17 protein-coding genes are annotated in these 26,439 nt (G+C 72.3%); 11 read left to right on the top strand and 6 right to left on the bottom strand.

Annotated elements, in window-relative coordinates:
• Positions 1–7: 7 nt before the first annotated feature.
• Both QSK36_RS01790 and QSK36_RS01785 read left to right on the top strand, forming a co-directional pair.
• Positions 8–934 carry an SCO2521 family protein gene (locus tag QSK36_RS01790; protein WP_285781099.1) on the top strand — a complete coding sequence of 309 codons (927 nt, stop codon included), beginning with the start codon at positions 8–10 and terminating at the stop codon, positions 932–934.
• Positions 935–936: 2 nt separating this feature from the next.
• Entirely contained in the window at positions 937–1,917 is a 981-nt protein-coding gene (locus QSK36_RS01785) for a phosphatidylserine/phosphatidylglycerophosphate/cardiolipin synthase family protein (RefSeq protein WP_183536153.1), read from the top strand.
• Here QSK36_RS01785 and QSK36_RS01780 read toward each other — a convergent pair.
• Positions 1,880–3,112, bottom strand: coding sequence for an NAD(P)/FAD-dependent oxidoreductase (locus QSK36_RS01780; protein ID WP_285781098.1), 1,233 nt, complete (start codon positions 3,110–3,112; stop codon positions 1,880–1,882). The two genes, QSK36_RS01785 and QSK36_RS01780, sit on opposite strands and share 38 nt — an antisense overlap.
• 199 nt (positions 3,113–3,311) lie before the next feature.
• Here QSK36_RS01780 and QSK36_RS01775 point away from each other — a divergent pair, with 199 nt between their 5' ends.
• Positions 3,312–4,307, top strand: coding sequence for an AurF N-oxygenase family protein (locus QSK36_RS01775; RefSeq protein WP_285781097.1), 996 nt, complete (start codon positions 3,312–3,314; stop codon positions 4,305–4,307).
• Positions 4,304–5,095: an SDR family NAD(P)-dependent oxidoreductase gene (locus QSK36_RS01770; RefSeq protein ID WP_183536148.1), complete on the top strand. Its 792-nt coding sequence runs from the start codon at positions 4,304–4,306 to the stop codon at positions 5,093–5,095. The genes QSK36_RS01775 and QSK36_RS01770 overlap by 4 nt, the downstream gene beginning before the upstream one ends.
• Before the next feature lie 12 nt (positions 5,096–5,107).
• Here the strand turns inward: QSK36_RS01770 and QSK36_RS01765 are convergent, their stop codons facing one another.
• The 3 genes from QSK36_RS01765 to QSK36_RS01755 all read right to left on the bottom strand — a co-directional run bounded on the left by QSK36_RS01765 (position 5,108) and on the right by QSK36_RS01755 (position 11,272).
• Complete coding sequence (locus QSK36_RS01765) at positions 5,108–6,676, bottom strand: glycoside hydrolase family 43 protein (RefSeq protein WP_285781096.1); 1,569 nt, start codon at positions 6,674–6,676, stop codon at positions 5,108–5,110.
• A gap of 203 nt (positions 6,677–6,879) precedes the next feature.
• Complete coding sequence (locus tag QSK36_RS01760) at positions 6,880–9,873, bottom strand: endo-1,4-beta-xylanase (protein ID WP_285781095.1); 2,994 nt, start codon at positions 9,871–9,873, stop codon at positions 6,880–6,882.
• Positions 9,874–9,895: 22 nt separating this feature from the next.
• Positions 9,896–11,272 carry a glycoside hydrolase family 5 protein gene (locus QSK36_RS01755; RefSeq protein ID WP_182901461.1) on the bottom strand — a complete coding sequence of 459 codons (1,377 nt, stop codon included), beginning with the start codon at positions 11,270–11,272 and terminating at the stop codon, positions 9,896–9,898.
• Positions 11,273–11,519: 247 nt separating this feature from the next.
• Here QSK36_RS01755 and QSK36_RS01750 point away from each other — a divergent pair, with 247 nt between their 5' ends.
• The 3 genes from QSK36_RS01750 (at position 11,520) to QSK36_RS01740 (ending at position 17,388) form a co-directional block, all read left to right on the top strand.
• Entirely contained in the window at positions 11,520–12,530 is a 1,011-nt protein-coding gene (locus QSK36_RS01750) for a LacI family DNA-binding transcriptional regulator (RefSeq protein ID WP_079316791.1), read from the top strand.
• Positions 12,531–12,698: 168 nt separating this feature from the next.
• The gene (locus QSK36_RS01745) at positions 12,699–14,627 is read left to right on the top strand and encodes an alpha/beta hydrolase (RefSeq protein WP_285781094.1); all 1,929 of its coding nucleotides are present in this window, start codon (positions 12,699–12,701) and stop codon (positions 14,625–14,627) included.
• A 166-nt stretch (positions 14,628–14,793) separates the two neighbouring features.
• Positions 14,794–17,388 (top strand): chitinase C-terminal domain-containing protein, encoded by a 2,595-nt coding sequence (locus tag QSK36_RS01740; RefSeq protein ID WP_285781093.1) that lies wholly within the window; start codon positions 14,794–14,796, stop codon positions 17,386–17,388.
• 166 nt (positions 17,389–17,554) lie between these two features.
• Here QSK36_RS01740 and QSK36_RS01735 read toward each other — a convergent pair whose 3' ends face one another.
• Positions 17,555–18,787 carry an MFS transporter gene (locus tag QSK36_RS01735; protein ID WP_285781092.1) on the bottom strand — a complete coding sequence of 411 codons (1,233 nt, stop codon included), beginning with the start codon at positions 18,785–18,787 and terminating at the stop codon, positions 17,555–17,557.
• Positions 18,788–18,981: 194 nt separating this feature from the next.
• Here QSK36_RS01735 and QSK36_RS01730 point away from each other — a divergent pair, with 194 nt between their 5' ends.
• Together QSK36_RS01730 and QSK36_RS01725 are read left to right on the top strand one after the other, a co-directional pair.
• Complete coding sequence (locus QSK36_RS01730) at positions 18,982–19,932, top strand: copper resistance CopC family protein (protein WP_285781091.1); 951 nt, start codon at positions 18,982–18,984, stop codon at positions 19,930–19,932.
• The gene (locus tag QSK36_RS01725) at positions 19,929–20,975 is read left to right on the top strand and encodes a CopD family protein (protein ID WP_285781090.1); all 1,047 of its coding nucleotides are present in this window, start codon (positions 19,929–19,931) and stop codon (positions 20,973–20,975) included. The genes QSK36_RS01730 and QSK36_RS01725 overlap by 4 nt, the downstream gene beginning before the upstream one ends.
• 94 nt (positions 20,976–21,069) lie before the next feature.
• Here QSK36_RS01725 and QSK36_RS01720 read toward each other — a convergent pair whose 3' ends face one another.
• Positions 21,070–22,353 carry a hypothetical protein gene (locus QSK36_RS01720; protein WP_285781089.1) on the bottom strand — a complete coding sequence of 428 codons (1,284 nt, stop codon included), beginning with the start codon at positions 22,351–22,353 and terminating at the stop codon, positions 21,070–21,072.
• 164 nt (positions 22,354–22,517) lie between these two features.
• Here QSK36_RS01720 and QSK36_RS01715 point away from each other — a divergent pair, with 164 nt between their 5' ends.
• Positions 22,518–25,157, top strand: a complete 2,640-nt coding sequence (locus tag QSK36_RS01715; protein ID WP_285781088.1) for an alpha/beta fold hydrolase — start codon at positions 22,518–22,520, stop codon at positions 25,155–25,157.
• Positions 25,154–26,104: an ABC transporter permease gene (locus tag QSK36_RS01710; protein WP_352239497.1), complete on the top strand. Its 951-nt coding sequence runs from the start codon at positions 25,154–25,156 to the stop codon at positions 26,102–26,104. Before QSK36_RS01715 ends, QSK36_RS01710 begins: the two co-directional genes overlap by 4 nt.
• Positions 26,105–26,439: the final 335 nt, after the last annotated feature.

Raw genomic sequence — 26,439 nt, 5'->3', positions numbered from 1 at the left:
GGGCCCGATGCTGGTGATGGGGGAAGTCCACACCGGGCTGCTGCAGAACTCCGGGGAGATCTCCGAGTCGACGTGCCGTCAGGTGCTCGGGCTCATGACCGGGGAGACCGTGCGGGTCTCCCGCCGTCCCATCGCCCACGCCCTGTCCCCGGAGCGGCTGACCGGGGTGGACTGCGCGCTGCCCGCCGCCTCCCGCTCCCGGATCAGGGGCGTCGGCACGGTCGTGTCCCGCTGCGCGGTGACCGGGGGCCGGGTGGCCCAGGGCTCGTCGTACGTCCGGGTGGTGCGCTCGGAGGCCGACCGCAGGCTGTCCTGGTCGCACTACCTGGCCCGGCCGGGCGTCGTGGAGGTCCTGGGGAAGGCGAAGGCGGCCGACCTGGCCGACGGGTTCACCGGCGACCCCTCGCCCGGCTGCCTCGATCTGGCGGCCATCAGCGGGCGCTTCCTCGACCTCGTCCAGGCGTCCCCGCTGCTGGACCGGCGGGCCCCCTTCAAGATCCCGCGTACGAGCCTGCGGTGGGTGGCGGAGACCGGCGAGCCGTCGATCAGGTTCACCCTGCACACCGAGCAGGAGCGGACGCTGCGCCTGACGCATCCCGGCCCGTTCACCCCCGCCGTGGTCGACCTGTGCGAGGACCTGGCGACGCACGACTGGCTGCTGACGTCGCTGCTGGTCATCGTCGAGCGGGCGAGGATCGGCGCGACGCCGGGAGCCCAGGCCGTGGCCCGCCTGGCCCCCGCCATCGACCACCTCCTGCACCTGTGGATGCCCGCCGCCCGTGTCGAGGAGTGGCTGACGCCGTTCTGGGAGAGCCTGGAGCGGCGGCCGGGCTTCACGCGACAGTGGCGTTCCCTGGTCGACCGGGTCCGCGACCAGGTCGCGGTGAACACCCTGACCCTGCTCAGCGCGACCGCAGAAGCCGGACGGAGGTGACCGTGACCGGAGCAGCACCCGAGCCGTCCCCGACGCTCGTCCCGAGGATCGTGCGCAAGGTCCTCGTGACGGTGCTCGTGGGCGGGGTGAGCTACCTCGTGAGCAACGCGCTCATCCACAGCGAGAACGAGAACCTGTGGAGCCTGCTGCTCGCGACGTTCATCAGCGGCGTCGTCTTCGTCGTGCAGTTCCTCGCGGACGTGGACGACCAGCTCGAGACCGTGCTGCAGGAGCAGCGCAGGCAGCACACGAAGACCCACAATCTGGTGGCCGACAGCTTCGCCAAGATCAACGAGGCGAGCAAGCTGTTCGGCGTCGTGGAGATGTCCGCGCTGGAGACCAGGGGTGTGGCCGAGCTGGTGCAGAACGCCGCCAAGATCCGCGACGACATGCCCGACCTCGTCAAGAGCCTGGTGCACCACGAGGTCACCCGGATGGCGAAGTTCCTCGGTGAGCTGTCCGACGGCAGGTACGCGCTGTACGAGGGCGAGGACCGCGACTGGCTGCTCGCGCTCGCGCGCAACGCCCGGGTCAGCCTCGACGCGATCAGCCTGACCAGCGTGGACGCCCGCGACACAGAGTTCGAGGGCGGCTTCTGGCACACCGACCTCGGGCAGCGCTACGTCAAGCTCCAGCGCGACCTCGTCCAGCGTGGGGCGCGGGTGCGCCGGGTGTTCGTGGTGGATCGTTCCGAGCGGCTCGACTCCGAGGCGTTCCGCCGGGTGTGGAAGTGGCAGACCACGGTCGGGATCGAGGTGCGCACGCTCCTCCTCGCCGACGCGCCGCCCCTGCTGCGCGGCTCGCTGTCCGACTTCATCCTGTTCGACGGGGTCGTCTACTACGAGTCCAACCCCGCCCCGCAGGTCGGCGACGGCATCGCCCCGGTGATCCACAGCACGATCCTCGTACGGGATCAGGAGAGGGTGCGGGAGCGGACCGAACGGTTCACCGAACTGTGGGAGGCGGCGACACCGGCGGCGTAGGCGGGACCGGCGGCGCGGGCGAGGCCGGTGCGGGCGGGAAGGGGCGGTCGGGCCGGCAGACGGCGAGCAGTTCGCTCTCCCGGGCGCCGGCGGTCCCGCCGACCAGCGCCGCCACCAGCTCCGCCGTGACGGGGGCGAGCGTGACGCCGAGGCCGCTGTGGCCGGTCGCCGCCACGACCCGGCCGTGGTCGTCCACGTGGCCGAGGATGGGCATGTGGTCGGCGCTGCCCGGCCGCAGTCCGGCCCAGCGCCGGCCGATGGGCCAGGTGGCCGCCCTGGGCATGAGGGCGGCGACGCCCCGCCGGATCTCCTCGATCGCCGCGGCGGTCACCGTCACGTCCCCCACGTTCTCCTCGTAGGTGACGCCGACGGCCACCCTGCCGTCGTGCCGGGGGACGAGATAGGGGAAGTACTCCCGGCCGTCCTGTTTGATCTCCGCGAAGATGTGGTGGCGCAGCGGGTAGGTGACGGCCCCGGGCGGGCGGACGTCGAAGGCCACGCCCTTGATGGGGAACAGGTGGGCGCGGTGGCGGGGCAGGAAGACCCCGCTCAGGTGCCCGGCCGCGACGACGGCCTGCTCCGCCGACACCAGGCGGCCGTCGTGGAGGTCCACCTCGACACCGCGGGGCCCGGCCCGCAGGCCGGTGGCGCGCACCGCGCTCAGCACCCGGATCGGCGTGCGCCCCGACAGCACGGCCGTCGTCAGGGCGGCCATGAGCACCCGCGGGTCGAGCGCGAGCTCCTCCGGCAGCAGGAAACCGCCGACGACGCGCTCGCTCAGCAGCGGTTCGAGATTTCTGGCGTCGGCCGCCGTCAGCCGCTCGACGGCGAACGGCGAGTTCTTCCACTGCGGCAGCACCTTGGACTCCAGGCGCTCCATCTCGGCCTCGTCCAGCGCGACCTGGATGTCGCCGCCGTCCAGCACCGGGACCTCGACGCCGGAGGCGGCGCGGATCTCCTCCAGCCACTGCGGGTAGACGTCGCGGCTGCGCTTGATGACGCTGCTCAGCGGGCCGAGGCAGGAGGGCTCCGTCTGGGTCAGGATGCCGCCCATCGCGCCGTCGGAGGCGCCGAGCCCGAGACGCTGCCCCGCGTCCACGAGCACCACGCTCGTGCCGCGCGCGGCGAGCCTGTGCGCGATCGCGCAGCCGATCACGCCACCACCGATGATCACGACGTCGCAGGTCTCAGGCACGCGGGCTCCAATTCGCCGTCCCCTCGCTTCGACAGTAGGCGAGGGAGGGCCGTTCAAGAAGGTCACACACGGGTGACCTCGCCGAACTGTACCGCGCGGGAATCTTGCCGGCCGGGAATTCCGCCGAGTCGTGTCACGGCGACCCCTTCCCCAGTTATTGGATGGGTCGTACAATTGCGGCGCCGGAAGGGAGGGCCGCATGTCCGCCGCGCCGAAGACCACCGCGACCAGGGAAAAGGACGAGCACGTCGCCGACCGGAGCGCGTACGAGGCCGTCATCGAACGCCTGTCGAAGGCCTCGGTCGACAAGCACTGGGAGCCGTACGTCGACATCCCCTGGGACGACCCCGAGTTCCACGTGGACCAGACCGATCCACGCTGGGAGCTGCCGCCGGCCGACAGGCTGGGCGGCCATTCCTGGTATCGGGGCCGGCCGCCTGAGGTCAGGGCGCGCATCGGCCTCTGGCGGGTCGCGACCGCCATGAAGATCGGGTTGCAGTTCGAGAACCTGCTCAAGCGCGGGCTGCTCAACTACGCCTACCGGCTGCCGAACGGCTCTCCCGAGTTCCGGTACGTCTACCACGAGATGATCGAAGAAGGTCATCACGGGATGATGTTCCAGGAGTTCGTGAACCGCACGAAGCTCCCGATTCGCGGCATACCCGGGCCACTCAGCCTGCTCGCCCAGGCGGTGCCGTGGATTCCGCTGATCTCCACCGAGCTGTTCTTCGTCTTCGTGCTGGGCGGCGAGGATCCGATCGACCACGTGCAGCGCACGACGCTCAAGAGCGGGCGCATCCGGCATCCGCTCGAGGAGACCATCATGCGCATCCACGTGGCGGAGGAGGCGCGGCACATCTCCTTCGCCCGCCACTACCTGCGCCGGCGGGTGCCGCGCATGCCGCGTTACCGGCGCTTCGCGCTGAGCCTGCTCACGCCGCTGATCATCGGCCTGATGGCGCGGATCATGCTGTCCCCGCCCGGCTCCATGATCAGGGCGTTCCGTATCCCGGACGACGTCGTGCGCGAGGTCTACCTCGACAACCCCGAGACGGCCGCGCAGACCCGCGACTCGGTGGCCAGAACGAGAGAGCTTTGCGCCGATCTGGGCATGATGAACCCAATCAGCCGCCGTTTGTGGCGGGCGATGGGTATCTGGGACGAGCCGAAGGCTCAAGCGAGGGGACACGCGTGAGGAAGACCGCCGTCGTCACGGGCGGAGCGTCGGGAATCGGGCGGGCCGTCGCCGCCGAGCTCGTACGGCGCGGCGCCCACGTCACGATCGCCGACGTCCGGGGGGCCGAGGACGCCGCCAAGGATCTCGGCTGCGCGGGCGTCGTGTGCGACGTCTCCGACGCGCAGGCCGTGCGGGAACTGGTCACCGGCGTGGCGGCCGAGCACGGGCGGCTCGACTTCCTGTTCAACAACGCCGGGATCGCGGTGGGCGGCCGTGCCGAGGAGTTCACGCTCGACCACTGGAACCGGACGATCGACGTGAACCTGCGCGGGGTGGTCCACGGCGTGCACGCGGCGTACCCGCTCATGATCGAGCAGGGCTACGGGCACATCGTCAACACCGCGTCGCTGGCCGGGCTGACCCCCGCGCCCATGATGCTGCCCTACACGACGACCAAGCACGCCGTCGTCGGGCTGTCGCTCGCGCTGCGGGCCGAGGCGGCGGCGCACGGCGTGAAGGTCAGCGTGGTCTGTCCCGGGTTCACCGACACCCCGCTGCTGGACAACGCCAACCCCGGGCTGCCGCAGACCGAGATCGGCCTGCGCGCCCGCACGACGGCCGTGCGGGCCCAGGGCCGCCTGTATCCCGTGGAGTCGCTCGCCCGCGACGTGCTGCGCGGCGTGGCCAGGAACCAGGCGCTCATCGTCGCGCCCGCGTCCGCCCGCGCCACCTGGCGGGCCGTACGGCTCTCGCCCGCCCTGGCGGTGCGGGCGGCCGGCTCCGCCTTCCGCCGAATCATGCGCTGAGTCTGGGCCGGATCACGGGCCGAGCGGCAGGTACTCGAACCAGTCGAACGCGGCGACGTTGGAGCTCGGGCGGCCGTTGGAGCTGGCGTACATGCCGATGTAGGCGCCGGTGAAGCCGCCGGCCACGGCGCTGCTGAGGATCCTGCCGTCCACCGGGTCGCCGAGGTCGGTCCACTCCCCCGGCGCCACGGCGTACCTGGCCTGGTAGGCCTGCCCGCGCGCCTCCACTCCGAGGTAGAGCCGCCGCTGGCCGGGCACCCGTACGGAGGCGAGCAGGTCGTCGCCGCCCGCCTTCCTGCGGACGAGTTCGAGGCCGCGCGCGGTCCGCACGAGCAGCACGTGGTGGTCGTCGTCCTGCACCAGCGCGAGACCCGCGCACTCACCGGCCGCGGGTGTGAAGTCGAGCGCGGCGTGGACGGCGAAGTCCATGTGCTGCTGCCTGCGGGCGACCAGGCTCGGGTTGACCCGCTGGGCCAGCGTCTCCGGCCGCAGCCGCAGCCGCAGGCGGCTGTCGCCCAGGCTCCAGTAGGGCGTGCGCGGGGTGCGCAGGTGGTTCCAGACGGGCGAGAGCCGGTCGGCGTCGAAGTGGTCGCAGGCGGGGACGGCGGGCCAGCGGTGCTCGGGCAGCGCCGGTCCCGCGGCCACGGGCGCGACCTGCGCGGCGACCGGCCAGCCGTCCTCCCAGGAGACCCGGGTGAGGAAGGTCTCCCTGCCCAGGTTGTCGCCTCTCAGGTTGCCGGCGCCCAGGTCGCCGGGAGTGCCGTACGGGCGCGTGGCCAGCAGCACCATCCACCACTCGCCGTCCGGGGTCTCCACCAGGTCGGCGTGGCCCGTGCAGGCGATGGGGTGGCCGAGGCCGAGATGCCGGTGGGTGAGGATCGGGTTGCGCGGATTCGGCTCGTACGGCCCCGTGACGTCGTCGGCCCTGGCGACCACGACCGCGTGGTCGTACGACGTGCCGCCCTCCGACGTCAGCAGGTAGTACCTGCCGCCGATCCTGTACAGATGCGGGCCCTCGGCCCACACGGCGCCCCGCTGGGCGGCCTCCCAGACGACCCGCTCCTCACCGCGCGGCTCCAGCGTGGCCGGGTCGAGCTCCAGGAGGTAGACCTCGGTCTCGCCGGGGTAGCGGCCCGCCTCCCTCTCCCTGGTGCCGGTGAACCAGACGCGGCCGTCGTCGTCGAACAGCAGCGAGGGATCCATGCCGCGGGTGTCCGGCAGCCATCGGGGCTCGCTCCAGGGGCCCGCGGGGTCGGCGGCGGTGACGATGAAGTTGCCCGGCCCGTCCACCAGCGTGGTGATGACGTAGAAGACGCCGTCGTGATGGCGGATGGTGGCGGCGTAGACGCCGCCCGAGGGCCGCATGCCGTCCAGGTCGAGCTGGGACGGGCGGTCGAGCACGTGCCCGAGCTGCCGCCAGTTGACCAGGTCGCGGCTGTGGAAGATCGGCACGCCTGGGAACCACTCGAAGCTGGAGGTCACCAGGTAGTAGTCCTCGCCCACCCGGCATACCGAGGGGTCGGGGTGGAATCCGGGGATGACGGGGTTCCGGTACTCCCACCCGTCGGCTTCGTCGATCATTCGTCCCTTCCTCGAACGTGACCGGCCCGGTCCCCCATGCGGGGAACCGGGCCGTCCGGCACCGGCACGGTGCGCCAGAGCCTTTCAGCGCGGGGCCTCCCTGCGCCAGGCCCCGTCTGCCAGGCTCCGGTGCCCGATCCCGTGCCGGAGCTCAGTGTGTGAACCCAGTACGTGAGCCCAGTGTGTGAGCCCGGTGTGTGAGCTCAGCGCCGCAGTTGCAGCACGCCCCAGTGGCTGGTGTCCCGGTATCCCTGCCCGGTGGCTTCGTTCCAGGTCGCCGCGCTGGTCCTGGCGGCGCCCGTGGCGTCGTTGACCTGGACGTCGAAGCCGAGCAGCGTGCCGTCCCGCAGCGTGATCGTGGGCAGCTTCACGGCGGCCTCGATCACGTAGCCGCCGGGGACGGCCTTGGCGGCGGCCTTCAGGTTGCCCGCGATGGCGGCGGGGTCGAGCGGACCTCCGACCGACGTCCTCCCGGAGAAGCTGATCCGATACTGGCCGTCGTCGTCGCCGTAGCCCCTGGTCTTGCCGTTGCCGGGGTCCACGAAGAACTCGACGGAGTCCTGCTCCCACGGGTTGGCCGACTCCTCGCTGAGCGTGGGGTCGGCGACCTGCGCCAGCAGGTACAGCGTGTCGCCGCTCCACAGGGCCCGGGCCCGCGCGGTCGCCCCCGACGTGCCCTGGATCCAGGTGGCGGTGCGGATCTCCGGCGCCGCCGCCCAGGCCGGGTCGACGGCGCCGTCGACCACCGGCCGGCGGCCCGGCGCGGTGGTCAGCTTCACCGCGGGCGTGGCCGTGAGCTTTCCGGTCCAGGAGGTCTGCGAGCCGCCGGAGGCGTCCGTGACCGCCACGGCGACGTCGGTTCCGATCGGCAGCCGCGCCTCCACCCGGTAGCCGCCGGTCGTCTTCTTCACGGCCGCGTCGACGCCGTGCGGGTGGCCGCCGTCGCGCCGGACGGCGTACGGCGTGCCGCCCACGGTGAACGTGACCCGGTCGCTCCGGTCGTCGCTCGGGTCGCGCACCTCGGCCAGGACGTACAGCCACTTGGCCGACGAGCGGGCCTGGAACCCGGCCGACACGTCACCGACGCGGGCGATCGACGTGTCGGGCAGCAGGTCCCATTCGAGGTCGCGCCCGCCGTCCACCTTGGGCGTCGCGGCGGGGGCCTCAAGCCTGCGCACCAGCGGCGGCAGCTTCGCCGGGTCCACGACGCCCCAGTAGGCCGGCTTGGCCTGGAGCTCGTCGTCGAAGAGCAGCGGGGCGTTGAGCCGGGTGATCGGGAAGGTCGACAGCCACGTGGCGTCGTCGGCCAGGCCCCACACGGTGACCGAGCTGAGTTGCGTCTTGTGCCTGCGGAAGACGTCGAACAGCTCCTTGTAGCGGTAGCCCTGCTCGGCGAGCACCTCGGCCGGCACCTCGTCGTAGGTGGAGACGAAGTCGGGGTAGACGCTCACGTCCAGCTCGGTGATCTGCTGGTCCACCCCGAGCGTGGCGAACGTCGAGATCGTGTCCTCGACGTCCGAAGCCGGCGGCTGCTCGATGTTGAGGTGGAGCTGGTGGCCGACGCCGTCGATCGGCACGCCCTCGGCCTTCAGCCTCTTCACCAGGTCGTACAGCGCCTGCCGCTTGCGCGGGAACTCGGTGTTGTAGTCGTTGATGAACAGCTTGGCGGCCGGGTCGGTCTCGCGCGCGACGCGGAAGGCCGTGCGGATGAAGTCGAGGCCGGTGATCTGGAACCACTTCGACCGGCGCAGGCCGTCGGGCTGGTTCTCGTCCACCACCTCGTTGACCACGTCCCAGACCGCGATCCTGCCCTTGTAGCGGCCGACCAGCGTCTTCACGTGGTTCTCCAGCCGCTTCAGCAGCAGCGCCTTGTCCTCCGGCGAGGAGGTGAGGTCGCGGTCGCCGTCCTTGAACACCCAGTCGGGCGTCTGGCTGTGCCAGGCGAGCGTGTGCCCGCGGAAGGTCAGCCCGTGCTGGACGGCGTAGTTCACCAGGTAGTCGCCCTCGGCGAAGGTGAACTCGCCCTCGCGCGGCTCGGTCGCGTCCCACTTCAGGTCGTTGCCGGGGGTGACCCCGCCGAAGTGCTTGAGCAGCAGGTCGCCGTGCTCGCCGAGCGTCTGGGCGCGGGCGACGGCCGCCCCGAGGGTGAACGGCACCTCGTCCTTGAGCGCGGGGATGTCCGTCTGGATCGGTTTGGGCTCGACGTACGTCAGCGTGAAGTCGTCCAGGTAGAAGGGGAACGTGCCGGCGTCGGACTCCACGTAGACGCCGAGGAAGTCCACGTCGTAGGCGAGCGTGTAGGTGCCGGTGAGCTGCACCCACTGTCCCTCGGGGACGGCCTTCGGCGCGGCCACCCGCTCGTAGCTGGGGGTGCCGTTCGTCCGGCGCTCGATCGACAGGCCGAGGTTGCCCGAGGTCGTGTCCGGGCCGAGCCGCACCCAGGCCGACAGGGTGTACTTCGACCCCTTGGCCATCTTGCCGAGCACGCTGATCGCCGGGCCGTCCCAGGAGGCCGAGCGGCCGGTCACCGCGAGGCTGCGGGCGCCGCCGTGCGCGGCGTCGGTCGTGGCCGCCAGGGACGCCGAGGCGCGCGGCGACCAGCCCTGGGCGGTGCCGGTCTCGAAGTCGGTGCTCAGGCCCGAACGCGCGGGGTCGGTGTCCGAGGTGATGACGATGTCGTCGATGTAGTACTTCGCGGTGGCCTCGGAGCTCTCGGCGTAGAGCTGCAGGCCGGAGGAGTCGGCGCCGAAGGAGTAGGTGCCCGACAGCTCGGCCCAGCCGCCGTCGGTCACGGTGGCGGCGGCCACCCGTTCGTAGGTGGTGTCGCCGCCGTCGGGTGTGCGCTGCACGGTCAGCGCGATCGTGCTCGACGGCTCCCCGCTCACCATCCGGGCGTACGCCGTGACCTGGTACGTGACGCCCTTCTGGAAGGGCGGGCCGATGGACGCCCCGTGCCAGGTGGCGGTGCGGCCGGAGGTGAGCAGGGAGCGCGACCCCGAGTGCGCGGCGTCGGAGGTCGCGCCGACCTCGACCCCGTCGCCTCTGGGCCCCCATCCCTGGGTTGTGCCGTCTTCGAAGTCGTACTTCGCGACCTGCACGGCCGCGGCGGCGGCGGGAGTCGCACTCGCCGCGACCGCCGGCAGTCCCATGGCCAAGCACAGGACGGCCGCGGCCGCCCGGTGAAGGAGGCTGCGCATCGGGGGGTCTCCTCGTGCCGCGCTAGCGCGCGGCCAGGTTGTCGGCGAGAAGCCGGATCAGGGGCTCGCGCCGCGTGCAGGTGGACAGTGCGAAGGAGTCGGCGAGCGCGAGCAGCTCGTCGTCGTCCAGCCCGCGGAACAGCTCGGCGTACTCGGGCAGCAGCGCCTGGGCGATGAGGATGTGCCGGATGAGGTCGTCGGTCTGGTAGCGGGCGCCCCACGGGTAAGGGTCCCAGGAAGGGAACTCCGTGTCGATCAGCCGGTGCAGCGGCGCGAGCTCGCTCGCCGTCTCCTCCATCGTCGAGCCCCACCGGTCGGCGCCGAGCCGCTTCTTCTTCGCCATGAACGGCCCGAACCGCTCCATGTAGGACCCGCCCGCGCAGACCAGGCCCTGCAGGCCGACGTCCTTGTAGGTCCAGATGGACCAGCCGGCCTCGTACGCGTCGAAGATCTCCAGCTGGTCGCGCAGGATCTGGTAGCGCTGCTCGTCCACGGAGGGGTCGCCGGTGTAGACGGGCCCGAACTCGCCGACCCAGATCGGCGTGCCGGTCTCCCGCTGGAAGGCGGTGCGGCGGGCGAAGGCGCGCTCCAGCTCGTCGCGGTCGCACCACTCACCCCTCGTGAAGCCCGGGTAGGGGCCGCCGTGGGCGAACCCGGCCAGCGCGTAGTCGTGGCAGACGAACACCGTGTTCTCGTAGACCTCGTGGAAGACCGAGAAGTCGGTGGAGTAGGTGTTGCCGTCGAGGAACAGCACGTGGGCGGGGTCCACCGCGCGCAGCGCCTTGACCAGACGGTCGTAGAAGGGCCCGACCACCCGGCCGCCGGGGTCGCCCGGCTCGTTGATCGGGTTGTAGCCCGCCACCCACGGGTTGTCCTTGTAGTGGTCGGCCAGCGCCTCCCACAGGTGAACCGCCCGGTCCTGGAAGTGCCGGTGCTCCCAGAAGGAGGCGACGTGGGTGGGGTTGTCGGAGTGCCAGTGCTGGTTCTGCGCCCCCGGGAGCGCGTGAAGGTCGATGACGCTGTAGACGCCGCGCTCACCCAGCATGTCGACGACCCGGTCGAGGTGGTGGAAGCCGCGCTCGACGATCTCCATCGGCCGGTCGTCCGCCTCGAAGTGGTGGTAGTTCACCGGGATCCGCACGCAGTTGACGCCCATGTCCCGCAGGAGGTCGGCGTCGGCCTCGGTGAAGAACGAGGTCAGAAAGCGGTCGAAGAACATCTCGTGACGTTCCTCGCCGAGCACCTCCCGCACCGCCGCGCGCATCGAGGACTCGTTGGCGGGGTAACCGGTGATGAAGTTCTCCATGTTGAGCCAGCCGCCCAGGCCGACACCCCGCAGCCTCACCGGGTCGCCCGCCTCGTCAACCAGCCGGGATCCGGACACGCGCAGCAGCGTCATAGATTCTCCTCAATCCTCGAAACCGGCGGCGTGGCCGGAGAGCGACGGCCCTCGCCTTCTCCTCCGCTACCCGCTGTCGACAGTCGCGCTGAAAGTTTCGGTTAACATCCGAATGTTTCGTGGTCCGGAGAATAAGTAAAGCTAAGGTTGAGCGTCAAGGGCACTCAGAGCATGATCACGGCGGTCACGCGTCTCATCAGGGGGAACCGGTTCAGGTCGCCCGAAACTTTCGGCTACGATCTGCTTCATGCCAGTGAAGAGGCGGGTGACCATCGCCCAGATAGCGGAGGAGGCCGGAGTCTCCGTTCCGACCGTGTCCAAGGTGATCAACGGCCGTCCCGAGGTCGCGCCGGAGACCCGTCAGCGGGTGGAGCGCCTCCTCCAGAAGCACGGATACCAGCGCAGGACGGGGCAGGGCGACGGCCCGGTCGGTTTACTGGACCTGGTGTTCGCCGAGATCGAGAGCCCGTGGGCCATGGAACTGGTGCGCGGGGCCGAGCAGGCGGCACACGAGGCCGCCGCGAGCGTGGTGATCTCCGTGCTGCACACGCACGCCGGCCCCGGCCGTGACTGGCTGGAGCGCATCGCGGCGCGGCGCACGGACGGTGTGATCATCGTCAGCTCCCGGCTCTCGGTGCGCCAGCAGGGCCAGCTCAGCGCCCGTTCGATCCCGTTCGTCGTCGTCGACCCCGAGGGCGAGCCGCCGCCCGGCGTGGCGTCGGTCGGCGCGACCAACTGGCACGGCGGCCTCGCGGCCACGCGCCACCTTCTCGACCTCGGTCACACCCGGATCGGCATGATCGGCGGTCCGCCGGACATGCTGTGCAGCCGGGCCAGGATCGACGGCTACCGTGCCGCGCTGGAGACCGCCGGGGTGTCCATCGACCCCGAGCTCATCCGCTACGGCGACTTCCTGGTCAACTCCGGCCACGACGCCGGTCACGCGCTGCTCTCGCTGGACAACCCCCCGACCGCCATCTTCGCCGGCAGCGACATGCAGGCGTTCGGCGTGTTCGAGGCGGCCCGGCAGCGGGGCCTGCGGGTGCCCGAGGACCTCAGCGTGGTCGGCTTCGACGACCTGCCGCTGTCCCGGTCCGCGTGGCCGCCGCTGACCACCGTGCGCCAGCCCCTGGAGGAGATGGCCGCGCTGGCCGCGCGGATGGTGCTGGCCATGGGCCGGGGCGAGAACACCGAGGCGCGCCGCGTCGAGCTGTCCACCGATCTGGTGGTCCGGGAGAGCACCGCACGGCCCCGGTGAAACCGGGGCTCGCCCATGATCGTCCAAAATGGGAGCGCTTGGACGAATGGGGGCGGGATGACCGACGAACACGCTAAGGTTTCTGCGGATATCGCCGGGTTCGCGGGACGGGGCTGACGGTTGCGGAGTTCGCGTGGAGCGGCCGTCACGGCATTCGCCGCGGCGCTCATGCTTCTGGGAGGTTCCGGGTCGGCGGCCCTCGCGGCGCCGGTCCGCCATGACGCCGGGACGGTGCGGGCCGGGACGGTGCGGGGCGCGGAGCACGCGGCGGCCGCCCCGGTGTCGGCGGTTCCCGGCAGGCGGGCGGCGGGGGCGGCGGAAGGGCCGTCCGTCGAGGAGCATCCCTGTCCGGTCGCCGTGCCGTCCGGCACGACCTGCGGTTACCTCCTGGCCCCCGAGCGGCGTGACGTCCCCAACAGCAGGACCATCAAGGTCGGCTACGCGGTGCACCGGGCGTCACAGGCCTCAGGACAGGCGGCCGACCCGGTCGTCTACATGAGCGGCGGGCCGGGATCCGCCTCGCTCCAGCTCACCGGGTTCCTCTCCCAGATGTTCCCCGGCCGCGACGTGGTCGTCCTCGAACAGCGCGGCGGGCGCTACTCCGAGCCCAGACTGAGCTGCCCCGAGATCGTCCGCGGGGTCGTGGACACCCTGCGCACGTCCGGGCCCGCGTCGGCCGAGACCGCCCCGCTCGCCCGGCAGGCGCTGGCCTGCCAGTCGCGCCTTGAGGGCGAGCACGTCGACCTGCGCGGCTACCGGACGGCCGAGCTCGCGGCCGACGTCGTGGACCTGCGTGCCGCACTCGGCTACCCGCGCTGGTATCTGTTCGGCGTCAGCTACTCCACCCGCCCGATGCTGCTGGCGGCGGCGCGCGACCCGCAGGGCACCCGAGGGGTCGTGCTGGACTCGCTGCTTCCCGCGGGCGCCCGCTGGTACGACGAGTCGTCCGCCGCGCTCTCGGCGACGATGACCAAGCTGGGGATCGCCGCCCGGTTCGACGCCATGGTGAAAGCGCTCAACGCGCACCCCGCGACGTACGAGACCCGGGACCCGCTCACCCGCAAGCGGCTGACGGTGCAACTCAACGGGGACGACGTCGCGACGATCCTCGGCGAGGCGCTGCACGAGACCGACGTGATCCCGATCGTGCCGGCCCTCGTGGACGGGCTGGCCTCCGGGCGCACAGAACTGCTGCAACCCCTGGTCGACGCCGCCGGCGACGGGCTGACCTCGCACGACTGGGGCCTGTACTATGCCGTCCAGTGCCAGGACGAGACGCCGTACAACTCCTTCCCCGCCTCGCGGGGCCCCCGGCTGTTCACCGGGGTCGTCGACGCGGCGGTCTGCGACGCCTGGGCTCTGCCGGCCGCGCGGACCGACGCCGACCTGCTGACCCCGCACGCGCCGGTCACCCCGGCCTCGTCGGACGGCACGTCGATCGAGGGGGCGTCGTCCGAGGGGGCGGCGCCGCCGGTCCTGGTCCTCGGCGGCGAGTACGACCCCACCACCCCGCCGGAGGCCGCGCGGCAGGCGGTGTCGGCCGTGCCGGGCGCGCGGTTCGCCGAGTTCGCCGGGGTCGGGCACGCCGTCTTCCTGGCGAGCGCCTGCGGCCGTCAGGTGATCGCCGCGTTCCTCGACGACCCGGCCGCGACGGCCCGCGCGTGCGACCCCGGCGCCGCGCCGTACCCCATCGTGCGTCCTGGCGGCCTGCTCCTCACCTCGTCGGTCTACCGGCTGTCCCGGTCGCCGATCCCACTGGGCGTCCCCGCGGCCTTCCTGCTCGTCTCGGCCGTCCAGCTCGTCGCGGGGCTCGTCTCCCTGCTGCGCAGGCGCGGCGGCGGGCTGAGCGCGCTCGCGGGCCTGGCGGGCGTCGCGCTGTGCGCGCTGTCGGCACTCAGCCTGTCGGCGATCCAGGACTGGACCACGCTCGCGATCGGGGTGCCGCACGCCCTGGCCTGGTATGGCCTGCTGGCCCTCGTCTCCACCGGGCTGTCGATCGTCGAGGCGTTCCGGCTGAACGCCGCCGCCGCCCGGATCGTCCCCGTCCTGACCGGCCTCGCGTTCCTCGCCTGGCTGTACGGCTGGCTACTGCCTTGATCAAGCTCGCCTTAAGGGCTCATTAAAAGGAAAGTTTCTTAATAGAAAGCGTTGACGCGGCTGTTCCGGCGGCTTACGTTCCGATCAACCCCTGGGGGGCGGGGTGTGGAGGATCGGCACTTCGCCTGTCGGAGGTATGGCTGTGCGCCTGTTGAGATCATCGTTAGTGCGGACCGCTTCGGCGGTCTGCGTCGCGTTCGCCGCCGGGGCGGCGGCACTCGCCGCGACCGGCGGGACCGCCGGGGCGGCCGCCGCCGACGAGGCGTGCCGGCCCGACGGGCTCTACCGGACGCCCGGCGTGGAGGTCCCCTACTGCCTGGCCTACGACACCGACGGCCGCGAGAAGATGGGCGGGGACCACCCCCGCCGCATCATCGGCTACTTCACCGGCTGGCGCGACGGCTCCAACGGGCAGACCCGCTATCTGGTCAAGGACATCCCGTGGGGCAAGGTCACCCACATCAACTACGCGTTCGCCCACGTGGGGCCGGACAACAAGATCTCCGTCGGGTCGGACACCGCGAAGAATCCCGCCGTCGGCATGACCTGGCCCGGCGTCGCCGGCGCCGAGATGGACCCGGCGTACTCCTACAAGGGCCACTTCAACCTGCTCGGCAAGTTCAAGAAGCAGTTTCCGGACACCAAGACCCTGATAAGCGTGGGCGGCTGGGCCGAGACCGGCGGCTACTTCGACGACGCGGGCAAGCGGCAGGCGAGCGGCGGCTTCTACACGATGACGTCGACCCAGGCGGGCATCGACACGTTCGCGGACTCCGTCGTGTCGTTCCTGCGCACGTACGGCTTCAACGGCGTGGACATCGACTACGAGTACCCGACGTCGAACAACGACGCGGGCAACCCGCTCGACTGGCCGATCGCCAACTCCAAGCGCGCGACGCTGATGAAGGGCTACGCCGCGCTGATGAAGACGCTTCGCGAGAAGCTGGACCGCGCCTCCGCCGCCGACGGGAAGTACTACATGCTGACCGTCGCCGCGCCCGCGTCCGGCTGGCTGCTGCGCGGCATGGAGACCTACCAGGTCACGCAGTACCTCGACTACGTCGACATCATGTCGTACGACCTGCACGGCGCGTGGAACAAGTACGTCGGCCCCAACGCGTACCTCTTCGACGACGGCAAGGACGGCGAGCTCGCCGCCGCCGGCGTGTACGGGGCCGGGCAGTACGGCGGCATCGGCTACCTCAACACCGACTGGGCCTACCACTACTTCCGCGGGGCCATGCAGCCGGGCCGGATCAACATCGGCCTGCCGTACTACACCCGGGGGTTCAAGAACGTGCAGGGCGGCACGAACGGGCTGTGGGGCACCGCCCCCGCCACCACCTGCCCGGCCGGCTCCGGCCTCACCACCTGCGGCGACGGCGCGGTCGGCATCGACAACCTGTGGCACGACCTCGACGACGACGGCAAGGAGTCCCCGGCGGGCTCCAACCCGATGTGGCACGCCAAGAACCTCGAGAAGGGCATCCTCGGCGACTACCTGGCCTCCTACGGCGTCACGGACACGTCCCTGACCGGCGCCTACGCCCGTTACTACGACTCGACGCTCACCGCTCCCTGGCTGTGGAACTCCACCAAGAAGGTGTTCCTGTCCACCGAGGACGACCAGTCGGTGGCGGCCAAGGCCGACTACGTGATCTCCAGGGGCATCGGCGGCACGATGATCTGGGAGCTGGCCGGCGACTACGGCTGGAACTCGGCCAAGGGCCAGTACGAGCCCGGCGCCACGCTGACCACGCTGATGTACGACAAGTTCAAGGCCGCCACGCCGTACGGGAACGTGCGGGCGACCACCCCGATCCCGGCGCAGAAGCTGGACATCTCGGTGGAGTTCCGGGACTTCGCCCTGGGCGACAACAACTACCCGATCAACCCGAAGATCCACATCACCAACAACTCGGGCGTGACGCTACCGGGCGGCACGGAGTTCCAGTTCGACTACGCGAACTCGGCTCCGGGCAACGCGGCCGACCAGTCGGGCTTCGGCTCCACCGTCATCCGCAGGGACCACACCGCGCCCGACAACGTCGGCGGCCTGAGGGGCGACTACAACCGGGTGTCGCTGAAGCTGCCGAGCTGGCAGGCCCTCGCGCCGGGCGCCTCGGTGGACGTCGCCTTCGTCTACTATCTGCCCACCTCGACCCCCTCCAACTGGACGGTCTCCTTCGGCGGCGCGACGTACGGCATCACGCAGGACCTCGCCAGGGGCGGCGTGACGGCCTCGCCCTCCGCTTCCCCGTCCGGCTCCCCGTCGGCGTCTCCCAGCGCGTCGCCGTCGGCCGGGACGTGCACGGCTCCCGCGTGGTCGTCCACGACCGTCTACACGGGCGGCAACCTCGTCTCGTACGCCGGTCACACGTGGAAGGCGCAGTGGTGGACCCAGGGCGAGACGCCCGGAAAGGCGCAGGTGTGGCTGGACCAGGGGCCCTGCGCGTCCGCCTCGCCCTCTGCCTCCCCCTCTGCCTCCCCCAGTGCCTCGCCCAGTGCCTCGCCCAGTGCCTCGCCCAGCCCGTCTCCGAGCGCCTCGCCGTCCGCGTCGCCGTCCGCCTCGCCTTCCGCGTCGCCTTCGGTTTCGCCGTCGGCGAGCCCCGGCGGCTACCCCGGCTGGGCGGCCGGCACGGCGTACGCGACGGGTGACCGGGTGACCTACGGCGGCGTGGCCTACCAGTGCCGTCAGCCGCACACCGCCCTGGCGGGCTGGGAGCCGCCGAACGTCCCCGCCCTCTGGACCAAGATCTGACCCACGCCCCTGCCCGTACGTCCCGCGGCGACTCGCCGGGACGTACGGCACAGCCTCCGGGCCGTCCCGGACCGGTGACACCGGTACGGCCCGGAGCCGATGCCCGGCGGTCTCAGCCGATCACAAGTCGAGAGACCGCCGGGCGTCGCGCCGTCCGGGGACCTTCTCATCCCTCCGCGCTCAGACCCCGGGCGCGGCGGGCGACGTTCCTGCTCACCAGCAGCATCCCGCCGACCGAGGCCAGCATCCCGGCGGCGATGACCGGCACGACGGCCCCGAACCCGGAGGCCCCGGCGACGAGGCCGAACAGCGGGGGGCCGAGGAGCGCGCCCACGCTGCCCATCTGGGCCACCATCCCGGTGCCCACATCGGCGTGGTCGAGACGCTCCAGCACGAAGGGAAGGGCGGCGAAGGCCAAGGCGCCCAGCACCCCGTTCTCCAGGGAGACGATCCCCGCGCCGGTCGCCGCGGCGGCCAGCGGACCGTCGGCGCCGTAGACCAGCCAGGCGGCCGGCACGACCAGCAGCCCGGACACGGCGAGCGCGGCGAGCGGCACGCCCCGCCGGAGCAGGACGCCCACGGACAGCCCGCCGAGAACGCCGACGAACGAGATCGCCGAGGTCAGGGCCCCGGCGGCGCCGGCGGAGCTCGCGTGCTCGTCGACCAGGAGCGTGGGCAGCAGCACGACCACCGGCATCGTCACCAGCACCATCAGGCAGAAACACACGGTGAGCAGCGCGGGCCACGCCAGCGCCCGCGCACCGGGCACGGACCCGGCGGCGGCGCCGGAGGCGGACGTCCGAGGCAGCCGCACCCGGACGGCCACCGTCATCAGCAGCGTCAGCCCCGCGATCAGCAGCACCCAGCCGCGCCAGCCGAGGACCTCGCCGGCGGCGCCGCCCACGAGGGTGCTCACGCCGATGCCCACCGGGACGAACGTCGCCCAGACGGACAGGGCGACCCCCCGGTCCCGTTCCTCGGCGAGGTGGAGGACCAGCGCCGGGCAGGCGATGGTGACCACGAGATAGCCGGCGCCCTCGGCGACGCGGGCGGCCAGCAACCAGGCGAAGCTCCCCGCGGCCGCGCTCAGCGCGCTCGCCGCCACCATCAGCGCCAGGGCGGCGACGAGCGACCTGCCCGCACCGAACCGGCGGACCAGATAGCCCGCGGGCAGCCCGGCGACGGCGCCCACCCCGACCACCGCCGAGATCGCCCAGCCCAGTTGCGACAGCGACAGCCCGAGCTCGTCGGCCATCGACGGCCCGACCGCGGCGAACTTGCCGTAGCTCATCGCCGCCACGACGCCGGCGAGGTAGATGACGACGATCGTCAGCCACGGCGAGCGCCGCACCGGCGCCTCGCTCCGCTCGGATCCGCCTACGGTCGGCTGGGGGGTCAATGAGCCCTCCTTCGCGCGGTGTCGTCAGGCCGGATTCCACTCAACCAGGAGAATGCGTACGCCGTCCGGCACATCACCGTAACCGATCACTACGCCACGGTCCGCAGCCGCCGCCGGTCCGCCGCGCGGCATGCACGGGCCGCGATCAGTGGGACCATGGCTGGGTCGGCGCCGGCAAAAGGAAGGCAAGGCAGGTGGACCAGGTCGCCCGGATGTGCAACGACGCCCCGAACACGCGCGGCGGTCGGCGAAGGACCGGACGGACCGCACCGCCCCCGGCGGCCGCGCACGCCGTCCCGCCGCGTAACCGGCCGCGTAACCGGCCGCGGGTGCTCGCCGTGCCGCGTGGACGGCTGCGGGCGCTCGCCGTGCCGCTGCTGGCTCTGCTCTCGGTGATGCTGATCGCGACGCCCGCGCGGGCCCACGACGTGCTCGTCGCCAGCGACCCCAAGGACGGCGCGGTCCTCGGCGCCATGCCCGCCTCGGTGACGCTCACCTTCGACCAGGCCGTACGCCGCGACTTCGCGCGGCTCGCCGTCACCGGGCCGGACGGCGCCCACCACGAGCAGGGCGAGATCACGGTGGACGGCAGGAACGTCTCCATCGGTGTGCGGACGGGCACCCCCGCGGGGGCGTACGCGATCGGCTACCGCATCGTGTCGAACGACGGCCACCCCGTCACCGGCGCCGTGAAGTTCACCGTGACCGGCGGGGGCGCGGCCCCCGGGGCGGTCACCGCGCCGACGGCCACCCCCGCGCCCGGCACGGCCAACCCCGTCACCGCGAACCCCGGCGCTCCGACGACCGGCGTGGGGACGGCCGGTCAGGGCGGCGGAAGCTGGGTATGGGGGCTGCTGGCCGTCACCGCCGCGCTGCTGGCGCTGTGCGCCCGCGTGCTCGTGCGGCACGACCGGCGCCTGCGCGACGGGACTATCCCGGCTCCCCCCGCGGCGGGGATGCCACGGGCGGCCTCTCCGGGCGACCCGGAGCCGTCGGACACACCCGCGTCGGAGACAGAGGCGGCAGGGACAGAGGCGGCGGGGGAACCGGCGGCGGATTCCGGCGCGGAAGGCCCGGCCGCCGGACGCTCCACCGCCGCCGGGACCGGTGCGGGAAGCTCCCCGGCCTCGGGCGGCGCCGCGTGACCACGACCTCGGAACCACACGTCTCGGCGGACCGGTCCGGCTCCGGAACCGAGCACGCCCGCGCCCGGGTCCCGGCGGCGGGGCTGACCGCCGGCGCCCTGCTCGCGGTCGTGATCGCGACCTGGCTCACCCTGCCGGGAACGGTGCCCGGGCTCCCCATGCCGGGCACGATCGTGGAGTACGGACTGCCGGTCGTCCGGCTCGTGCTCGACCTGGCCGCCACCGCGACCATCGGACTCAGCCTGCTCCCCAAGCTCCTCGGCTTCGACGACCCGGACCGGACCGAGCCGCTCGCCGCCAGGGCCCGGCACTGGGCCGTGCTGTTCTCGCTGGTCTGGTGCGCGGCGGCGCTGGTGTCGGCCGTCCTCAGCGCCGCCGAGGTCACCCCGGGCGCGTTTCCCGACGTGGCGGCGTACGTCGACGGCATCGGCGCGGGGCAGGGCATGATCGTGAGCGCGTCGTGCGCCCTGGCCAGCGCCGCCGTGGGAATGCTGGCGGTGCGGTTCGGCGAGAAGGTGCCGGCCGAGTTGCGGGTGCTCGTCGCCGGGTTCGGGCTGCTCCCGCTCCCGGTCACCGGCCACGCCTCGAACTGGTACTGGCACGACCTCAGCATGGTCTCGATGGAGCTGCACGTCATCGGGGCGTGTGCCTGGGTGGGCGGCCTGGTCGCGCTCGCCGTCCTGCTGCCGCGTCATCGCGACCTGCTCGCCCGCACGCTGCCCCGGTTCTCCCGGCTGGCGACGTACGCGCTGGTCGTCGTGGGGCTGTCCGGGCTCTTCAACGGCCTGGTGGAGCTTCTGCTCACGCCCGGCGAGAGCTTCCCCGCGTCGCTGGTCACGACGGGGTACGGCCGGCTCGTGGTCGCCAAGGCGGTGTTCACCGGAGTGATCGCACTGCTGGGGGGCAACATCCGCTGGCGGCTGCTGCCGGCGGTCACGCGTCAGGCCCCGGCCGCGTTCGCCGCCTGGGCGGCCTTGGAACTCACCGTGATGGGCCTCGCGTACGGCGTCGCGGTCGCGCTGACCAAGACCCCGGTCGTCTGACCCAGGGCCCAGCCCGGCCCGCCTCCGAGACGCCGAGAGCCGCCCCCGGCGAGGGAGCGGCTCAGGAAAGGCGGGTGCACGCGGGTGCGGCCCGTCAGGCCGTCGGCTCCGACACGGTGGCGGGCGCGGGGGTCGCCTCGGACGCCGGCTCGGACGCCGTCTCCGGCTTGGCAACGCGCGGCGGGCCGGGCTCGGCCGTGACCACCGTATGCGCGGGCCGCGTCTCTCTGGCGATCCTGTCCTCCGCGGCGGCGGCCGTCAGCCCCTTGCGGCCGGCGAACCACTCCACCGCGTACCACAGGACGGCCAGCGCGGCGAGCGCCACCGGCCAGGCCCGCGGCGCGTACGGCGGGGCTTCGAGCACCCGGTCCTGCGCCAGCAGCCCTCCGTACACCGCGGCGGTGGCGAGCACCGCGCCCACGAGCGGCCGCAGATGCCTGATCGGCACCAGGAAGGCCAGGTCGACGGCGAGTCCGGCGAGCAGGAAGAAGAACGGGACGGTCGACGGCGGGAACCCGCCACCGACGAGCAGCGGCCAGATCAGGCACCGGTAGGCCACGTACACCCCGGCGATCGCGGTGGCCGTGTAGCGGCGGCCGACCATGACGCGGGCGAAGACCAGGATCGCGACGCCCACCACCCCCGCGTACAGGGCGTAGACGACGTCGGGGATCGGCAGCGAGAACTTGAGCACCATGGCCCGGTCCACGGCCCGCCCCATCTGGTTGGCCGCGAATTCGAGCAGCGTCGGCTCGGCGTACGGCTGCCCCCGGTCCCAGGAGGCCAGCTCCAGCACGCCGTATTCCTGCTGCAGCTCGGGGAAGTGCGCGTTCTCCAGGAAGAACGCGAACAGGCCGCCCAGCACCAGCGCGCGCCGGCCGCGGGTGATCTCGGCGTACCTGCCCGAGCCGATATACCAGCCGCGGATCGCTCCGGCGAGCATCAGCGCGGTGCCGATGTACAGCAGCGCGTGGGAGGGGCTCCACGCGGTGATGTCGAGCCCGTTGACCCGGTGGTTGATGAGATCGAGCGGGATGGCGATGAGGAAGACCCCGGTGCCCCACACGATCAGGCGGGAGGACGTGCGGTCCACCCCGTAGCCGGTGTACCAGTGCACGATGGTCAGCGCCACGGCGATCACCGTGCCGACCGTGTTGAGCAGGTGCGGCGGGGCCAGGTCGTCGCGCAGCCACCTGAAGTGCCACGACACGTCCCAGCTCGACCCGAGCACCTTGAGGACGAACGCCGCGAGCCAGCCCAGGTAGAGCACCCGGAAAAGGTCCTGCGGCGTCTGCCTGCCCGCCTCCCCCCGCGTCCAGTACGGAAGAGCCCACTCGATCGCGCGAGCGGGGATCTGCTTGAGCGGCGTTCCATTCACGCGCGAAATGATGCCGTTCCCTATGGTGAGGCGCAATCAGGGTTTACCCCGATGCATCATCACGATTCGTGCGCGGACCGGGTCGGCGCCCACCGACGCGACGGTTATCCACAGGCGCGGCGGCTCCTCAGCGGTCTCTCAGCAGACACAAGTAGCATCGCGATATGGCGTTTCCGGGTGGGCGGCGTGCCCTCGCGATCGTGGTCACGCTGGTCATCCTGATGGCCGGAGGCGTGGCGTGGGCTCTATGGCCCTCCGGCCCCGTGGTGAAGGGACGTGACCTGGTCATCCCCGTCGTGGACGGACCGGCCGGCGACCAGCACGTCGATCTCGACGCCACCTTCTATCCCCCGGCCTCCGGCGGCAGGGCTCCGGCCGTGCTGCTCGCCCACGGCTTCGGCGGCAGCAAGGAGAGCATGCGCGAGCAGGCGGGACGGCTCGCGGAGCAGGGCTACGCCGTGCTGACCTGGTCGGCTCGCGGGTTCGGCCGCTCGACCGGGCAGATCGCGCTCAACTCCCCCGACTACGAGGTCAAGGACGTGCGGGGGCTGATCGACTGGCTGGCCAAACGCCCCGAAGTGCGTCTCGACGCCCCGGGCGACCCGCGCGTCGGGATCGCCGGCGGCTCGTACGGCGGGGCGATCGCGCTGATGGCCGCTGCCTACGACAGCCGCGTCGACGCGATCGTCCCCCAGATCACCTGGTACGACCTCGCCGACGCGCTCTTCCCCGACGCCTCGGGCAAGGGTCCGCTCAACGGCGTCTTCAAGAAGATGTGGGCCGGCATCTTCTTCAGCGCCGCCGCCGACCGGCTGGCCCCGGACGGCGGCCTCGGCGCGGGCGGTCTGGCCGGCCTCACCGGCCCGGCCGCGGGCTCCGGAGGCGACGCGTCCGGGGGCGACGCGTCCGGGGGCCGGGTGACCGGGCGAACGCCCGGGATCGAGCAGGTCCAGTGCGGGCGGTTCCTGCCGCAGATCTGCGACATGTACCAGAAGGTGGCCGAGACCGGCAGGGCCACCAAGGAGGCCGTCGATCTCCTGCGGCGGTCGAGCCCGATCTCGGTGCCCGGCCGGATCAAGGTGCCGACGCTGCTGGTCCAGGGCCAGCGCGACTCGCTGTTCCCGCTCTCGCACGCCGACGCCAACGCCCGGGCCATCGCCGCCACAGGCGCTCCGGTCGAGGTCGCCTGGTTCAACGGCGGCCACGACGGCGGCGACGGCGAGGCGGACTGGCTGTCCGACCGTACGACCGGCTGGTTCGACCGCTATCTCAAGGGAACCGGTTCCTCCGCCGGCGACGACTCGGCCGTGTTCACCGTGACCAGGGACGGCGGCCGGGACCCGGGCACGCGCCGCCCCGTGCTCCTGCACGCCACCGCCGACCGCTACCCGGGCCTGCCGGGCGTGCAGCGGACCACGGTCGCGCTCAACGGCCCCCAGCAGCCGATCGCCAACCCGGCGGGCGGGTCGCCGTCGTCGATCTCGGCGGTCCCCGGCCTCGGCGGGCTGCTCGGCGGAAACGGCGGCGGCGCGTCGATCGCGCTGGACATGCCCGGCCAGGCGGCCGCCTTCGAGTCCGCCCCACTGTCCACGCCCGCACAGGTCACCGGCAGCCCCACCGTAACGATCAGGGTGTACGGCACGGGTGAGGCCACGCTGTTCGCCAAGCTCTACGACGTCTCCGGAGGGTCGCTTCCGGTGCTCCCGTCGAGCCTGGTCTCGCCCCTGCGGGTCACCGCGAGCGAGGCCGGCACACCGGTCACGGTGACGCTTCCGGCCATCGACAGGCGATTCGATGCCGGGCACAGGATGCGGATGGTCGTGTCGACCACCGACCTGGGCTACGCGACGCCCGCCGCCCCCGCCGTCTATCGGATCGCGCTGGACTCCCCCACGCTGGAACTGCCCGGGGACGCGGCGCTGCGGACGCCCGCCACCGGCCCGGCGTGGTGGACGTGGGCCATGCCGCTCGCCGCGATCGCGGTCGCGGCCGTGCTCCTGCTGACCGGCAGGGCCAGGCGCGGCGGGGACGCGGGCGACGACCCGGCGGTGGACGCCGAGTCGGCCGATGTGCCCTTGGTGATCAGCGGGCTGGGCAAGCGCTACCGCAACGGCGAGCGGGCGGTCGACGGCCTGTCGTTCCGGGTCGAGAAGGGCCAGGTGCTCGGCCTGCTCGGGCCGAACGGCGCGGGCAAGACCACCACCATGCGCATGCTGATGGGTCTCATCCACCCGGACGAGGGCGAGATCCGGATCTTCGGCACCCGTGTGCGGCCGGGGGCTCCGGTGTTGTCACGGCTGGGGTCGTTCGTCGAGGGGCCGGGGTTCCTGCCGCACCTGTCCGGCCGGGCCAACCTGGAGCTGTACTGGCAGGCCACGGGACGACCACCGCAGGACGCCCGCATGGAAGAAGCGCTGGAGATCGCCGGGCTCGGCGCGGCCCTGGAGCGCGCGGTGCGCACCTATTCCCAGGGCATGCGCCAGCGCCTCGCCATCGCGCAGGCCATGCTCGGCCTCCCCGACCTGCTCGTGCTGGACGAGCCGACCAACGGCCTCGACCCGCCGCAGATCGCTGAGATGCGCCGGGTGCTCAAGGCGTACGCCGAGCAGGGGCGCACCGTCATCGTCTCCAGCCACCTGCTCGCCGAGGTCGAGCAGACCTGCACCCACGTGGTCGTCATGCACCGCGGGCGGCTGGTGTCGGCCGGGCCGGTCGGCGACCTGCTCGGCACCGCGCCGGCCGCCAACGGCGTCGGCCCCCGCCTGGAGGACGTGTTCCTCGACCTGATCGGAGAGAGCCGTTGAGCCCGGCGAAGCGACCGGCCCCGGACCTGACCGGACGCAACCACGACGGCGGGCGGGCCACTCCGGTCACCCAGGACGGGCCGGACACGCGCGGGAGTGACGCGGGAGGCCGGGCTCCCGGCTACGCTCCGGGACGCACGCTGCCGCTGCGGGTGGAGTTCGTGCGGCAGCTGCGGCGGCGCCGGACCATGGCGATGTTCGCCGTACTGCTCGCCCTGCCGTGGGTGCTCGTGGTGGCGTTCCAGTTCGGGCCGGCCGGGCGGGGCCAGGGCAGCCTGCGGCTGTCGGATCTGGCCACGGCGGGCGGGCTCAACTTCGCCGCGTTCGCCCTGTCGGTGTCGGCCAACTTCCTGCTGGTCGTCGCCGTGGCGCTGTTCTGCGGTGACACGGTGGCGAGCGAGGCGAGCTGGTCGTCGCTGCGCTACCTGCTGGCGGCGCCGGTTCCCCGCGACCGGCTGCTGCGCCATAAGCTGGTGGTGGCGCTGGCGTACTCGGCCGCCGCGGTGACCGTGCTTCCGCTGATGGCCCTGCTCGCCGGCACACTGGCCTTCGGTTGGAACGACATCACCGTGCCGGGGACCGGCGAGGTGATCCCCGCCGCCGACGTACTGCCCAAGTTCGCCGTCGTCATCGGCTATGCCCTGGTCAGCCAGCTCGTGGTCGCCGCGGTCGCCTTCCTGCTGTCGGTCGGCACCGACTCCCCGCTCGGCGCGGTCGGCGGCGCGGTCGGCCTGGTGATCGTCAGCAGCATCCTGCAGGCGGTCGAGGCGCTGGGCTCGCTGCGCGAGTTCCTTCCCACGTTCTGGAACTCCGCGTGGCTCGACGCGCTCGCGCCGGAACCCGACTACAGCGGCATGGTGAAGGGCGTGGCGGTCTCCGTGACCTACTCGGCGGTCCTCGTCGCCCTGGCCTTCCGCCGCTTCCGGCGCCGGGACGTCGTCTCCTGACGGGACCCCGCGCCGTCCCCGGGCCTTCCAGCTAGCCGGAAGGCCCGGGGACGGCTGGCGGTGGGACCGGAATGGAGGCTGCCAGCGAAGACGGGCCCCCGCCGGCGGAGACAAGCTGATATCGGAACCGATCAGGACATCCGGGTCGGCGCCCCTCACGCCCGGCCGAGCAGTCTCTGATCGGTCACAGCCGTCCGGCCCGCCGGACGCGCGAGACCGCTGCTCAACAAGCGACCGTAGCCGGAGGTGACCGGGTGCCGATGACCTACCCGAGACGAGTGGCGCCCTGGCCCTGCCGGGCGCCCTCGCCGTGGCCGCTCGCGCCAGCCGCCGGG

The organism is Microbispora sp. NBRC 16548 (assembly GCF_030268985.1).
Lineage (GTDB): Bacteria > Actinomycetota > Actinomycetes > Streptosporangiales > Streptosporangiaceae > Microbispora > Microbispora catharanthi.
Note: the sequence above shows the minus strand (reverse complement) of the source record. Positions and strands in the feature narration are given on the sequence as shown.

What these genes read in the sequence shown, in the direction of transcription:
- QSK36_RS01790 (WP_285781099.1), top strand. Translation starts at nt 8, where the DNA reads ATGCTGGTGATGGGGGAAGTCCACACCGGGCTGCTGCAGAACTCCGGG.
- QSK36_RS01775 (WP_285781097.1), top strand. Translation starts at nt 3,312, where the DNA reads ATGTCCGCCGCGCCGAAGACCACCGCGACCAGGGAAAAGGACGAGCAC.
- QSK36_RS01765 (WP_285781096.1), bottom strand. Translation starts at nt 6,676, where the DNA reads ATGATCGACGAAGCCGACGGGTGGGAGTACCGGAACCCCGTCATCCCC.
- QSK36_RS01760 (WP_285781095.1), bottom strand. Translation starts at nt 9,873, where the DNA reads ATGCGCAGCCTCCTTCACCGGGCGGCCGCGGCCGTCCTGTGCTTGGCC.
- QSK36_RS01755 (WP_182901461.1), bottom strand. Translation starts at nt 11,272, where the DNA reads ATGACGCTGCTGCGCGTGTCCGGATCCCGGCTGGTTGACGAGGCGGGC.
- QSK36_RS01750 (WP_079316791.1), top strand. Translation starts at nt 11,520, where the DNA reads ATGCCAGTGAAGAGGCGGGTGACCATCGCCCAGATAGCGGAGGAGGCC.
- QSK36_RS01745 (WP_285781094.1), top strand. Translation starts at nt 12,699, where the DNA reads ATGCTTCTGGGAGGTTCCGGGTCGGCGGCCCTCGCGGCGCCGGTCCGC.
- QSK36_RS01715 (WP_285781088.1), top strand. Translation starts at nt 22,518, where the DNA reads ATGGCGTTTCCGGGTGGGCGGCGTGCCCTCGCGATCGTGGTCACGCTG.